Here is a 13,710-nt window from a genome sequence, read left to right on the forward strand (position 1 = left end):
ACTAATCGTAGTTCGTGTTGCGTTCAGCCGTCGCATTTTAGCAAGATTGCGCCGATACGCCCACCTGCTTCAACGGCTTCGTGGGCCGCGACGCAGTCCTCCAACGTGTAGATAGACTCAACCGGGCAGGAAAGTGCATCCGCATCGAGGGCGCTGTGCAGCTTGGCAATCATCACGTCGCGCTCAACCTTTGGCAGCAGATAGATCAGGATGATGTCGATGGTCACGGCTTTGAACAGCAAGGGCAGGAATGGTAACGTCGGCTCCATGTCTTTGGCTGAACCATAGGCGGCCAGCCGGCCATTTGGAGCAATCACCTCTGCGTCCAGAGCCACATTGAGGCCAAATTCAACCTCGACGATTGTCGGGATCAACGCACCATCATTTGCAGCGAGGATTTGGGCGGCCAGATCCTCTGCGCTATAGTCAAGCACACTGTCAGCACCCGCGGCCTTGACCCGCTCCATATCACGCGGACTGCATGTGGAGATCACTTTTGCACCGCCCCATTTTGCCAGCTGTACGGCCAACAGACCGACAGTGCCCGCACCACCTTGTATCAGCACAGTCTGTCCCGTGATGTCACCACCGCCAAAGACGGCTTGTGCGGCAGTCAATCCGGGAATTCCAAGAATAGCCCCCGTTTCAAGGCTTACGGCGTCTGGCAATGGCACAACCAAATCTACCGGAAGGGTGATATGGCTGGCTGCGGTGCCATAGGCGCGCTGCCATTGACCATTCCAGATCCAGACCCGTTGACCGATGCGCGCTTTGTCCACGCCGCCACCCACCGCCTCGATCACGCCAGCACCGTCACTATGGGGGATAACGGTATCGAAGGCAGGCCGCTCCACCCCCGGACGACCTCTGCGCGATTTCACGTCTGACGGGTTCACACCGGAAAAGGATATCGCCACCCGCACTTCGCCCGCTTGCGGTGTCACGTCATTCAAGTCTTGCAAATGCAGAACGTCTTTAGCCGTGCCAAGTTTGGAATAGGTGATTGCGCGCATGATAGGTTTCCTTGCGATACATGTCTTTGCGCCACATTGTGGCAAAGGTGAGAGCCATACAATCCTTGCGACCCGACGATGTACGATTTGAAGAGTTGCCATGACCTTGCGCCGCATAATCTGGAGGGAGATGATACCGAAACAGGTAGAGATTAACTCGTAAGTTCTCCTTCACATTCTTAACACCAGAGCCGACGGCTTTCAGCTAAACCCTCATTGACCTCTCCTCATGCACTGGTCAGCGTCACCTCCTAACCTCTTCCGTTAAGGCATTTTTCTCCAGTTCCGGCTGTACGAAAATTTCTGTTCTATGACCGGTCAACGTCGGTCCGCCAAGATTTTCAGACGCCCCGCCCTCTGCGATGGCGGCAGCCCCCAACGCCGGGAGGGCCAACCGCCTCAGATCACCGCGCCACGTCCTTCGAAGAACCGTCGCATCTTGAGCAACCTCGCACCGGATCTGCGTCGAGAAAGATGGAGTACATTCAAAGCCCACGACTTAAGCGCGGTCCTTGCTCGGCCACCTGACAGAAACCATGTCCAGGCACTATGCACGGCAGCAGAAGGCGGCGCACATGAACCGCGAAACGGCGCGCCTACTTCCTGAAATTGGGAAACTTGCCTCTTGGATTGGTAACCAAAAAGGCTAGACTTCAATCAAGCTGTTGAAAGTATGGTGGGTAATGACGGGCTCGAACCGCCGACATCTTCGGTGTAAACGAAGCGCTCTACCAACTGAGCTAATCACCCGCCGGGGTTCCTCTACAGCAACTCCCGCATGACACGCAAGAGGTGACATGACCAAAATTCCCTTCATGGTGTTTACGGATCTCGACGGCACCCTGCTCGACCACGAAACCTACAGCTATGACGCGGCCTTGCCAGCCCTGTCACGGCTGAAAGAGATGGCAATCCCGGTGGTGCTCGCCTCCTCCAAGACCGGGCCAGAGATTGCCGTGTTGCGCGACGACCTCGGCCTCAGCGCATCGCCTGCAATCGTGGAAAACGGCGCCGGCCTGCTGGCCCCTCATGACGTGCCCCCCGCAAGAGGCGATGGCTACGCCCGCCTGCGTCGCTTACTGGACGACGTCGCACCGGACCTGCGGCGCGCCTTTCGCGGTTTCGGCGACATGGGGCCAGAAGGCGTGGCCGAAAATGCCGGACTGAAGGCCGCCGCCGCAGAAATGGCCTGTCAGCGCAGCTATTCCGAACCCGGCATCTGGTCAGGCTCACCCGAGGGGGAAGCTGCTTTTATCGCGGCGCTTTCGGCCAAGGGGATTAAGGCGCGCCGGGGGGGGCGCTATCTGACGCTGTCATTTGGCGGCACCAAGGCGGATCGTATGAAGGAAGCCGCGCAACTCTTTGGCAGTCCGCGTTTAATTGCGCTTGGCGACGCACCAAACGACGTTGAGATGTTGGAACATGCCGATCTTGGTGTGATCATCAGCAATGCGCATAGCACCCCCCTGCCAGAACTTGCGGGAGAGCAGGAGGGGCGCATCCTGCGCAGTACAAAATTCGGCCCCGAAGGCTGGAATGAGATGATGCAAAAGCTAATATCAAAACTAGCAGCGCAGTAAGAGACCCGCGCCTTTTTCGCGCCAGCTTGCCCTGGCCGACCCATTTCCAAGGAGCCCCCGGTGGCAGATTTTCATCAAAACGGCAATATCGCGACCATTCACAACCTGCGCACCCGCAGTTCCGAGGATATGGCGCGCGAGCTGGCCAGTTTTGCAACCTCGCGCAAGATCAGCCTGGTCCTGCCCTCGCTGTTTTCCGAGCTTGAGGGCGACGCCCTGCCCAACATCCTGGCCGAGCTGGCCGAGGTGCCCTATTTGCATCGCATCGTCATCGGCCTCGACCGCGCCAGCGAAGAGCAATACCGCCACGCCCGCCAGTTCTTTTCGGTGCTGCCGCAGAACCATGTGGTGATCTGGAACGACAGTCCCCGCATGATCGCGATCCACAAGCGTCTGGAAGACCTCGGGCTTGGCCCGATTGAGCCGGGCAAGGGCAAGAACGTCTGGGGTTGCCTCGGCTTTCTGATCGCCTGCGCCGACAGTTCGGTCGTGGCGATCCACGACTGCGACATCGTCACCTACACCAAGGACATGCTGCACCGCATGGTCTATCCGGTGGCCAACCCGAACTTCTCCTACCAGCTGTCCAAGGGATATTACGCGCGGGTCGGCAATAACAAGATCAACGGGCGCGTCAGCCGGATGCTGGTCTCTCCCCTGCTGATTTCATTGAAGAAAACCATCGGGGACCGCGACTACCTCGATTACCTGCGCGCCTTCCGCTATCCGCTGTCGGGTGAAATGGCGATGCGCACCGGCATCCTGCCCGACCTGCGAATTCCCTCCGACTGGGGCCTTGAGATCGGCGTGCTGTCTGAAGCCTGGCGCAACCTCGCCCCGAAATCGGTCTGTCAGGTCGAGATTGCGGACAACTACGATCACAAGCATCAGGACCTCAGCCCCGAGGACAAGACGCAGGGCCTCAGCCGCATGTCGATCGACATCTGCAAGGCGCTCTATCGCAAGCTGGCTGCCGACGGCACGGTCTTCAACGAGGAGATTTTCCGCACCCTGAAAGCGACGTATTATCGCTCGGCGCTCGACCTGCTCGACAGCTACTACGACGATGCCAAGGCCAACGGTCTCTACGTCGACCGCCACCAGGAGGAGAACTCGGTCGAGCTGTTTGCCGAGAATATCATCGAAGCGGGGCAGATGTTCCTCGACAACCCCTCCGCCACGCCGTTCATCCCGACGTGGAACCGCGTGCATTCTGCCGACCCAGACCTGATGGCGGATATGCTCAAGGCCGTGGCAGAGGATCTGAAGGAGTTCGTCTAAGCTGACCAACGGCGGCGGGATAATCCCGCCGCCACAAGCCCTTAGCCGCGGTTGGTGATCCAGCGGCACTGATACGGGGCAAAGCTGATCGGGGTGCCGTCGGGCACGATCGCCTCGCCACTCAGCAGGTCGACCCAGTCTTCGCCCTCGATCAGATTGATCGACAGCGGGTCAATGTCGAGCGCCTGATCCGAGACATTGTGCAGGGCAAAGATCGACTGATCGCGATCCAGGCTCTGCCGCCAAACCCCGAAAATTCGGTCGTCCAGTTGCAGCGTGAACTGCGTCGCATTGGGGTGAAAGCCGCGCTGGCGCTTGCGGATGCTGATGCGGCGACGCATCTCGCTCAGCACGATATGCTGCGGGCTTTCAGGGTCTTCCAGCAAGGCCTGCAGGTGGTCATATTCCCAGCGATGCCGGTTGATGGCCCGATTATGCCCTGACTTTTCAACACCTTCGAGGTCGTTCGGGCTGGCGAGTAGCGAATGGATGTAGAAGGCCGGGATGCCCTCCAGCGCCATGACAAGCGTTTGCGACGCCAGAAAGCGGTCGATCTGATGCGCGTCGGGACCGTTGAAGGTGCCCTTCATCGCCTCGAACCAGGTGATATTCAGCTCATACGGCGCCTCGCCGCCGCCGGGCAGCGCGCGCATCGACACACGCCCGCCAAAGCTGCGCACCGAGTCGATGACCGCCTGCGTGTCACCGGCCGACAAGATCCCCTCGGCAGGGCGCATCCCGATACCGTCATGCGAGGCGGTGAAGTTCAGATAGGCACAGCCCAGTTGCGCCGGTGGCATCGAGCCTTGCCAGCGGATCAGGTTCTTCGCCGTCCCTGCCATCATGGCGTGCAACACCAGCGGCGGCAGGGAAAAGTTATAGACCGCATGTGCCTCGTTGCGGTTGCCGAAATAACTGAGGTTTTCCTGATTTGGCACGTTGGTTTCGGTCAGCAGGATCACCGGTTCGGAGGCAAAATCGGCAAAAAGACGCATCATGCGCACGATGGCATGGGTCTGGGGCATGTGGATCGACTTGGTGCCCGCTTCCTTCCAGATGAAGGCGACGGCATCGAGACGCACGATGCGGACACCGTTGTCGATATGAAGTCGCATGACGCGGAAGAATTCCATCAGCACGTCGGGGTTGCGAAAATCCAGATCCACCTGATCGTGGCTGAAGGTACACCAGACGTGGCGCTTGCCGCGGGATGTCTCGACCTCGCGCAGCAGCGGATGTGTGCGCGGGCGCACGACCATCGACAGATCCTCGTCCGGGGAGGCTTCGAAGAAAAATTTGTCATAGGGTTCATGGCCTTGCCGGTAGGCGTTGAACCAGGCTGAGGAGCTGGAGACGTGGTTCAGCACAAGATCCGACATCAGCAGGAACTCCGAGCCGATGCGCTGGATGTCCGACCAGTCACCAAGGATGGGATTGACTGCGCGATAGTCGGTCACCGCAAAACCATCATCCGATGTATAGGGAAAAAACGGCAGGATATGCACGCCGTTGACCACACCGCTCAGCTGGTTTTGCAGAAAATCACGTAGCAAATCCAGCGGCTTATGCACGCCGTCGATGATCGAATTGCCATAGGTGATCACCAAGGCATCGCGTTCGGACCATTGCCGGTTTCCGGGCACCCTGCCCCGTTTGCGCGGCATCGAGCCTTCGGGCCAGAAGGCCTTTGTGAGGCCGGTGGCGACAGTTTCGACGTCATGATCGGGGTAAATCTGGCGGACCAGCGCGTCGAGTTTGTGTCGGAAGGTCGAGGAATACTCGGATGTCATCAGGAAATGCTCCGCTACAGTCCCCAAGACTTTCCAGAAAAAGGCTAAGGTTTCAAGCAGATCGTCCAAATCGCTGCGCAAGCGGACACAATCGGGGGCAGAATGACGGCTCAGAAGGCACTCCGGCAGGTGCCCCGGCTTTCGGGCGCGACGGGGAGCACGGCGCGGCGCCGGAGGTGGAAAGGGGCCGCCGCGACAACCGGGCAAGGCGGGGCAAAACCGCCAAAACGGCATGTCGGTATTGCGTCGGTATCTGAACGGTAACCGGTCAGTGGATATTCAGCGCTCCGTGCATCCCGGCGTCGTAGTGGCCTGGGATCAGGCAGGCAAATTCAAAGCGGCCCGCGTTGGCGAAGGTCCACAGGATCTGCCCTTTCGCGCCCGGTTCCAGCCGCAGGGCGTTGGCGTCGCTATGCGCCATCTCGGGGGAGTCCTCCATCATCGTCTTGTGCACGAGGATGTCCTCGGGGGTGTCCATGACGAATTCATGCTCAAGCGCGCCCGCGTTGGTGAGGTGGATCATCACCGTCTCGCCTGTCGCGAAGTCGAGGCTGGCCGGCGCGAAGGCCATGCCGTCGTCGGTCTCTTTCATGGTGACGGTGACGGTGCGCGCCGCCGCACCTGTCGCGGGGTGGCCGATGGCCATCATGGCGTGATCGTCGCCATGGCCTTCGGCCTTTGCATCGTCGTGGCCCATCATCATTTCGCCGTGGCCGTGGGCCGAGGGTGCGCTGCTGCCTTGTGGCTCAGCATGGGTGCCAGCGTGATCGCCGCTGGCATAAGCGGCGCTGCCGAGGGCGAGGGAGACGACGGTGGTGGTCAGAAACATGATCTTCATGGGCGAGCCTCAATGGGGTTGGGCGCGGCACGCCCTCAGATCAGCGGGTGCTCTCTCACGCAGGGTCAGCGCGACGCAGGACAGCAGCTGACAGTCGCGAAGGGATGATACGTCTTGACGCAAGTGATCTCTGCCGTGGGTCAGTCTGTCAATCACCTGCCCCCTGCGGGACGGCATACGATTGCGTGATCCGTCGCTAGGCGCCCTTGGGCAAGGGAAAGGCGCGGTCAAAGGTCCAGTTAAAGACGAAGGCATAGACCAGATAGAACAGGGCAATGGCGATATCCAGCATCAGCGCCTGCCAGAGACCGATCCCGAGGTAGAGCGCGATGAAGGGCAAGGTGAAGGCCAGCAGCCCGACCTCGAACAACAGGGCGTGGCCGACCCGGATCAGCAGGGTCTTGTGGACCGTGCCGCGCCAGCGCTTCATCAGCCGGTCAAAGCACAGGTTGTAGACGTAGTTCCACAGCATCGCCACCGTGGCGCCGACGACGGCCACGATCCCGATATCCTGTGCCGGCATGCCAAAGCCCGCCTGTGCAAGAGGCACGAACAGAAGGATGCCGATGACTTCGAAGCTGATTGCGTGGAAGATGCGTGCGCGTGTGGTTCGCATGATTTTCACCCCATGTGAAACCCGGGTCGTCCCGGTGTGCTGCCCTGATGGGGGAGGTCGTCCTCGCCCGCCGCATGTAGGGCAGCGGCGGGCATTTGTCCAGATTGCGCGACGTGAGAAAAGCACCGGGCCGCACCTGCATGGCAGGGCGGCCCGGAGAGGTCTGGTTGGGTTGCGGCCCGGGGTTGGCCTCAGAACTCGAGCCCGAGGGCGACGCCGCCCAGCAGGTAGCAAAAGGCGGTGATCAGGAAGATGCCGATGATGTTCAGCACCACGCCGCCGCGTGCCATTTGCCCGATGGTGACGGCCCCGGTGCCGAAGACGATGGCATTCGGAGGCGTGCCGACGGGCAGCATGAAGGCACAGGTTGCCGCAAAGGCTGCGGGAATGAGCAGGGTCATCGGGTCCATGCCGATCCCCACGGCGACGCCGCCGAGCACCGGAATGAAGGTCGCGGCGGTGGCGGTGTTGCTGGTGACTTCGGTCAGGAACAGCACGATCGCCGCGATGGCCGCCACCAGCAGGATGGAGGGCAACACGCTGAGGCCGGTGACCTGCTGACCGAACCACTGGTCCAGACCGCTGGCGCCGACCGCGCCCGCAAGGCTGAGACCGCCGCCGAACAGCAGCAACACGCCCCAGGGCAGGCCATCCTCGGCATCGGACCAGTTCAGCACCATCTCGTTGCTGCCACGGGCGGGCAGGATGAACATGGCGAGACCGGCAGCAATGGCGATGGCAGTGTCATCCAGCCCACCGAGCCAGCCGAAGCGCGCGCCGATGGCCGGAATATTGACCAGCAGACCCGGCACCACCCAGAGAAAGGCGGCCGAGCAGAACACCAGCAGGACCATCTTTTCGCCTTGGGTCAGCGGGCCAAGCTTGCGGATCTCGCCCTCGATCATTTCCTTGCCGCCGGGGATCTCGCTGATCTCGAAGCGGTAGAGGACGCGGGTCATCAGCACCCAGCCGATCAGGATGAAGGTCAGCGCCAGCGGGAAGCCCACCATCATCCACTCGAAAAACCCGATCTGACGGCCAAGCTCGTCCGCTGCGTAGCCCGCGACGATGGCATTGGGGGGCGAGCCGAGCAGCGTGCCGAGGCCGCCCATCGACGCCGACCAGGCAATCGCCAGAACAAGGCAGACGCCGAACTGACGCAGGTTTTCGGACTGGCTCGCGTCGCTCTGCCCCTCGGGCCGGGCGGAGCGTTCGCTGACAAGGGCGAGCACCGACATGCCGATGGGCAGCATCATCAGCGTCGTTGCCGTGTTGGAGACCCACATCGACAGGAACCCGGTCGCGAGCATCAGCCCCAGCACGATCCGCCGGGGCGAGACGCCGACACGCACCAGCGTCAGCAGGGCCACGCGGCGGTGCAGATTCCACTTTTCCATCGCAATGGCGATCAGAAAGCCGCCGAGGAACAGAAAGACGATGGAGCTGGCATAGGGGGCCGTCGCCTCGCTGACGCTGCGCTCGGTCAGCATGGGGATCAGCACGATGGGCAGCAGCGAGGTCGCGGCGAGCGGGATCGCTTCGGTCATCCACCAGATCGCCATCAGCGTGGCCACGGCGGCCACGCAGCGCGCGTCGGCCCCCAGATCCGCAGAGAGCCCGAGCAGCAGCCAGACCAGAAGCGCCGCCGCAAGGCCGAACACCCGAAAGGCCCAGATCAGCCGGGCCGATTTGGGCGGCGCGTCATCCTGCGGGCCATGCTGTTCGTATTCGCCCTGGTGGCGGGTCGGTTCGTCCATCGGTTTCTCCTTGATCGCGGCCCGACATGTCGGGCCCGGTGCAACGTCCGGCACCCAAAGGGACCCCGCCTGCATTTCTCGGGCGCCGATTTGCCATGTCTGCCCGACAGGGACAAGAGACGGCACGGCGGTTCGGGGCGCGGTCGGGCACGCGGTGGGGCTCAGCCTTGCGCCGCGCTGTTGACGCGGCGCAGAGGGGGGGTGCGCCAAATGCGCCCGTGGCCCCTGCCCCTCAGGCCCCGGAGACGCGGGACGGGGCCGGAAAGGCTCGGAACCGGTTTTCGCGGGGGGCGGGGTACTGAGGGACAGCAGGTCTTCAACTTACTGTGAGGCTTGATGCGTTGCGGTGAAAATCGCCATTTTCGGGGGTGCGGGGGCATAGTGTCGTGCGCTGAGCAGGTGGTCAGGACGCCCAGAAGAGGTCTCTGGCTGGCCCCTCGTCCTGTGCGGGCAGATCAACGGGCGGTCATGCCTCGTTGCGATCCTCGGCAGCAGGGGGGAGATGATCACGCAAGCGCTGCAACGGGCGGGAGATCGCGCCGCCTCTGGTCGAGGTCAGCACGCCGAGATTCCGCGTCACCAAAGGCTCGACAGCCGCACCGCGCAGGGCACGGGATGATCGCGCAACGGGCGATTGGCGGTAGGCAGGGCACTGACGCCCCTGCCCGCCTCGATCATCGCGGCGAGGGCAGTGAAGTGGTCGAAATGCGTGACCGTGCGCGCGGGGCGGTAGACGGAGGCGCATCGCCTCGTCCGTCATCAGGCGGGTGCCCCTGCCGCTGTTTGCGCCAAGGACGTCGTAGGCCAGTCGCGCGTTCCGGGTGATTTCGCGCTGGCGGGTCGCATCCGATCCCCGCCCCCCGGGAAACCCGAAATCCCTTTCCCATGAAACCCGCTTTCGTCCGCGCCAACCGGCGTCAGTGCCTGTTTGGAACAATATCCGCAATGGCGAGCCTCGGCGTGCCATTGCTTTTGCGCGCGGCGTCCGCTTCCGGCATGGGAGGGGCGTTCCTCGACGTCTCACAGCGCCTCATGAACCCTGATCTGAACCCGGCCATCGGCGCGCGTATCGCGGCCTCCGCGGCGACCAGATATCGGGATCTGGCTGGGATGCTGGCGCAGATCACTGCCGCTGCCGACGCAAGGAACAGCGCCTGTGTCGAGGATGTCTTCGACAATCTTCCGGAGGGCCCGACCCGCGATTTCGCCTATTGGGTGATCGTGGGCTGGTTCACCGCCTCCTCCTTTGCCGAGCGGGAGGCGACCCTGTTCACCAATCCCCACCTTCGGCTTTTCTGCGCCGAACGCCTGGGGGCGAGACCTTTATGCCACTGACCGCCCTGCCGTGGTTTTGACCTGTTTCAGAACGCCACACCATGACCAGTGCCTCGCAAGTCGGCACCGGAGTGATCGGCGTCGCCGTCACGGGACACGGCCTCGACGCGGGCCTCGACGTGCTGATGATCGAAGCCGGGCCGCGTGTCACGCAGGCCCAGATCGTCGAGAATGACCGCACCCTGCCGCTGGACGCCAAGCCCGGTGCCAAGGCCCCCTATCCGCCAGCGGACTGGGCGCCGCATCCGTTTCATCGGCAAGACCATCTGGTGAGCACCGGGCCGGACGCCTCCCCCCAACTATCTGCGCTATGCGGCGACTCGACATGGTACTGGGTGGGCAAGAGCTGGCGTCTCACCCCCGAGGACATGCCGCTGAAGTCGCTCTTCGGGGTTGGGCGCGACTGGGCGTTCGGCGACCAGACGCTGGATCGCTGCGACACCATGACCGAACGGGCGCTGGGCATCTGTGACCCCTCGGAGCCTGCCGACCAATGGCCGCCGCTGCCGCGCTCCATGGACTATCCGATGCCGCAGATCAGGTGGGGCACGATCATGGGCAACGATCCGGCACCTTTGGTGGTCGATGCCGATTGCCGGGCGCATGACCACGCCAACCACTCTCGGCCCGGTGGCGATACCCTGCACCGCCTGCACCAACAGCACCGGTGCGGACATGCAGGCGGCTTATGCCTATTGCATGACCGGGGTGGCGACGGTGAACCTGCCGGTCGGCACCACCGCGCTGCCGTTTCCCTTCAATATCCGTGCCTCGATGATCGGGGGGAACCGGGGCGCCGGCCTTGTCAAAGGGGCGGCGCATTGCGCCACCTGTCACACTGCGCGCGCCGTACTGATCCGCGCTATGGGCGGTCCTCAGGTCGGGGTATGGTATGCGACCAACATCCCCTCCGCCCCCGAGGCCGGGATCGGCAGCGGGTTCCGGGACGAGATCGTCGCCGACCTTACGACCGGCCGCACGGAGGGCAAGGCCGGGGGAAGCATGGCAGAGGCGGTCGAGCACAGCTTTTCCAGAATGATGCAGGATCTTCGGGCGATGGCGACCTATCCGCATGTCTTCATGCCGCCTTTCGGCACTCAGGAGAACGCCTTCAACCTGCCAAGCGACGCGGAGATTGCGACGCAGACGGCCACTGCGAGTGAGGCCTTTGGGAGCCGGTCCTTTGACGTACAGGCGTCCGACCCCGAACCTGCTGACGCTAGTGAGGGTGCTGATGGACCTTGGTTGCGTCCTTGTGGTGGGGCTGCTGATGATCCGAAAGCGGCGTCGGCGGACCGCCTGATCGCAGGACAGGACAGCGGCGTGCGGCGAGCGGGGGTGGAGCCGGCATCCCTTTGGCAATTGTGCAAATAGCGGCGATGAAGTTGACCTGCATCAACCTCATCGCCGCGCGGACGGTGCATCCTGCGACCATCGGGAAAAGGGATGTCGCCTGTGATGAGCCTGTCTAAGCCTGCGCCGCACTGCCACGAGATGCCAAGACTGCCCGGGCGATCCGCCCCTCTGCGGGCCCCCGGCCTGTCGGCACCGGGGAGCGCGACGGCATGACCCACCTGCGCCCGGACTACCTTGCGCGCGCCTTGACGGCTGTCGCGGCCCTTGGACTGGTCACCGGCATCGCTCTGTGGCTGTTCGGGCGGCCGGACGTTGCGGCCATCGCCTGGGCGGTCGGCGTCGGCCCTGTACTGCTGGCGCTGCTGGTCGAAATCCTGCGCAGTCTGCTGAAGGGCGAGGTCGGCCTCGACATTGTGGCGGCGCTGTCGATGTCGGCGGCGCTGCTGTTTGGCGAGATGCTCGCGGCGTCGGTCGTGGCGCTGATGTATGCCAGCGGCACCTTCCTTGAGCAGTTCGCCGAAGGCCGCGCCCGCCGCGAGATGAGCGCGCTTTTGTCCCGCGTGCCGCGCACCGCGACGCGGCACCGGGAGGGCGCGCTGCAGGATGTGCCGCTGGAGGAGGTCGCGCCGGGCGACCTTCTGCTGATCCGGCAGGGCGATGTGGCCCCGGTCGACGGCACCGTCGCCTCCGGTAGCGCGATCCTCGACCTCTCCGCCCTGACGGGAGAGGCGATGCCGGTGCGCGCCGCCCTGGGCGAGGAGGTCATGAGCGGCGCGACCAACGCGGGCGAGGCGTTTGATCTGCATGTGGCGCGGGCCGCCGCCGACAGCACCTATGCGGGGATCGTGCGTCTGGTCGAGGCGGCGCAGGCCTCAAAAGCGCCGATGGCGCGGCTGGCGGACCGCTGGTCGCTGATCTTCCTGTTGATCACCGTTGTCCTTGCGACCGCCGCATGGTGGGTCAGTGGCGATCCGATCCGCGCCGTGGCGGTTCTGGTCATCGCGACCCCCTGCCCGCTGATCCTTGCGGTGCCGGTGGCGCTGGTGGCGGGCCTGTCGCGGGCGGCGCATTTCGGCGTTCTGATCAAGGGCGCGCAACCGCTGGAGGCGCTGGCCCGGATCACCACGCTGATCCTCGACAAGACCGGCACGCTGACCGACGGTCGGCCCCAGATCGTGTCGATCCAGACGCGGGGGGCACTGTCGCAGGACGACTGCCTGTCTTTCGCCGCCGCCCTTGATCAGGCGTCGAAACACCCGATCGCGCAGGCCATTGTCACCGCTGCCACGGCGCGCGGCCTGCCCCTGCCGATGCCGCAGTCCATCGTCGAGACGCCCGGCGAAGGCGTTTCGGGCGAGGTCGATGGTCACAGGGTCGTGGTCGGCGGCGCGACCTTCGTTTCGGCGCAGCTGGGCGGCGCGCGGCCTGACGAGGAAATCGCCAGCGCCGGATCGGTCGTCGTCGCGGTTGGCGTCGACGGGCAGCTTGCGGGCCACCTGATGATGGCGGACGCCCTGCGCCCCGGCACCGCGGATTTGCTGAGCGGGCTGCGGCGGCTGGGCATCTCGCGCATCTTGCTGGCCACCGGCGACCGCCGTGCCGTGGCCGAGGCGGTGACGCAGGGCTTGCACCTTGATGCGGTGCACGCCGAACTGACGCCGGATCAGAAGGTGCAGCTGGTCGTCTCCGAGCGCAAGGCGGGGCGCGTGATGATGGTCGGGGACGGGGTGAACGACGCCCCTGCCCTTGCGGCCGCGGACATCGGTGTCGCCATGGGCGCGCGCGGCGCTGCAGCCTCGGCCGAGGCGGCCGATGTGGTGTTGCTGGTCGATGACCTCAACCGGCTGCTGCCGGGGATCGAGGTCGCGCAACAGGCCCGCCGGATCGCCCTGCAGAGCGTTGCCGCCGGGATTGGCCTGTCGGTTGCCGGGATGGTTGTGGCGGCCTTGGGCTATCTCACGCCCGTGCAGGGCGCCGTCGCGCAGGAGGCGATCGATGTCGCCGTCATCCTGAATGCGCTCAGGGCGCTGAGGGTCAGGCCCGGTTGAGTGTGGGTCTGTCGGTCCTGCCACAGCGCCACGGCAATTGACGCGTTGCTCTGGGGCGATGTCTTGCCGTGGTCTGAAACGCGCGAGGACGACGGT

General features: G+C 63.8%; 11 protein-coding genes and 1 tRNA gene. 5 read left to right on the plus strand and 7 right to left on the minus strand.

Annotated features, from left to right (window positions below; all coding sequences use genetic code 11):
* Window positions 1–23 precede the first annotated feature (23 nt).
* Window positions 24–1,013, minus strand: coding sequence for an NADPH:quinone reductase (locus F3W81_RS06575; protein ID WP_193082823.1), 990 nt, complete (start codon window positions 1,011–1,013; stop codon window positions 24–26).
* A gap of 674 nt (window positions 1,014–1,687) precedes the next feature.
* Window positions 1,688–1,763, minus strand: a tRNA-Val gene (locus F3W81_RS06580).
* A 47-nt stretch (window positions 1,764–1,810) separates the two neighbouring features.
* On the opposite strand from F3W81_RS06580, the gene F3W81_RS06585 reads away from it, so the two are divergent.
* Window positions 1,811–2,593 carry an HAD-IIB family hydrolase gene (locus F3W81_RS06585; protein WP_193082824.1) on the plus strand — a complete coding sequence of 261 codons (783 nt, stop codon included), beginning with the start codon at window positions 1,811–1,813 and terminating at the stop codon, window positions 2,591–2,593.
* A gap of 60 nt (window positions 2,594–2,653) precedes the next feature.
* Window positions 2,654–3,874, plus strand: coding sequence for a glycosyltransferase family protein (locus F3W81_RS06590; RefSeq protein WP_193082825.1), 1,221 nt, complete (start codon window positions 2,654–2,656; stop codon window positions 3,872–3,874).
* A 41-nt stretch (window positions 3,875–3,915) separates the two neighbouring features.
* On the opposite strand, the gene F3W81_RS06595 is transcribed toward F3W81_RS06590, so the two are convergent.
* The 4 genes from F3W81_RS06595 to F3W81_RS06610 form a co-directional block, all read right to left on the minus strand.
* The gene (locus F3W81_RS06595; RefSeq protein ID WP_193082826.1) at window positions 3,916–5,664 is read right to left on the minus strand and encodes a sugar phosphorylase; all 1,749 of its coding nucleotides are present in this window, start codon (window positions 5,662–5,664) and stop codon (window positions 3,916–3,918) included.
* A gap of 268 nt (window positions 5,665–5,932) precedes the next feature.
* Window positions 5,933–6,502, minus strand: a complete 570-nt coding sequence (locus tag F3W81_RS06600) for a cupredoxin domain-containing protein (RefSeq protein ID WP_319022297.1) — start codon at window positions 6,500–6,502, stop codon at window positions 5,933–5,935.
* A 196-nt stretch (window positions 6,503–6,698) separates the two neighbouring features.
* A complete protein-coding gene (locus F3W81_RS06605; RefSeq protein WP_193082827.1) occupies window positions 6,699–7,118 on the minus strand; it encodes a PACE efflux transporter in 420 nt (139 codons plus the stop codon).
* 191 nt (window positions 7,119–7,309) lie between these two features.
* Window positions 7,310–8,875 (minus strand): SLC13 family permease, encoded by a 1,566-nt coding sequence (locus tag F3W81_RS06610; protein WP_193082828.1) that lies wholly within the window; start codon window positions 8,873–8,875, stop codon window positions 7,310–7,312.
* 945 nt (window positions 8,876–9,820) lie between these two features.
* Here F3W81_RS06610 and F3W81_RS06615 point away from each other — a divergent pair.
* Complete coding sequence (locus F3W81_RS06615; protein ID WP_193082829.1) at window positions 9,821–10,210, plus strand: sugar dehydrogenase complex small subunit; 390 nt, start codon at window positions 9,821–9,823, stop codon at window positions 10,208–10,210.
* A gap of 26 nt (window positions 10,211–10,236) precedes the next feature.
* Here the strand turns inward: F3W81_RS06615 and F3W81_RS06620 are convergent, their stop codons facing one another.
* The gene (locus tag F3W81_RS06620; protein WP_226941893.1) at window positions 10,237–10,455 is read right to left on the minus strand and encodes a hypothetical protein; all 219 of its coding nucleotides are present in this window, start codon (window positions 10,453–10,455) and stop codon (window positions 10,237–10,239) included.
* A 358-nt stretch (window positions 10,456–10,813) separates the two neighbouring features.
* On the opposite strand from F3W81_RS06620, the gene F3W81_RS06625 reads away from it, so the two are divergent.
* Together F3W81_RS06625 and F3W81_RS06630 are read left to right on the plus strand one after the other, a co-directional pair.
* The gene (locus tag F3W81_RS06625; protein WP_193082831.1) at window positions 10,814–11,584 is read left to right on the plus strand and encodes a cytochrome c; all 771 of its coding nucleotides are present in this window, start codon (window positions 10,814–10,816) and stop codon (window positions 11,582–11,584) included.
* 191 nt (window positions 11,585–11,775) lie between these two features.
* Window positions 11,776–13,614: a heavy metal translocating P-type ATPase gene (locus F3W81_RS06630; RefSeq protein WP_193082832.1), complete on the plus strand. Its 1,839-nt coding sequence runs from the start codon at window positions 11,776–11,778 to the stop codon at window positions 13,612–13,614.
* Window positions 13,615–13,710: the final 96 nt, after the last annotated feature.

The organism is Pseudooceanicola spongiae, from assembly GCF_014899185.1.
GTDB lineage: Bacteria > Pseudomonadota > Alphaproteobacteria > Rhodobacterales > Rhodobacteraceae > Pseudooceanicola > Pseudooceanicola spongiae.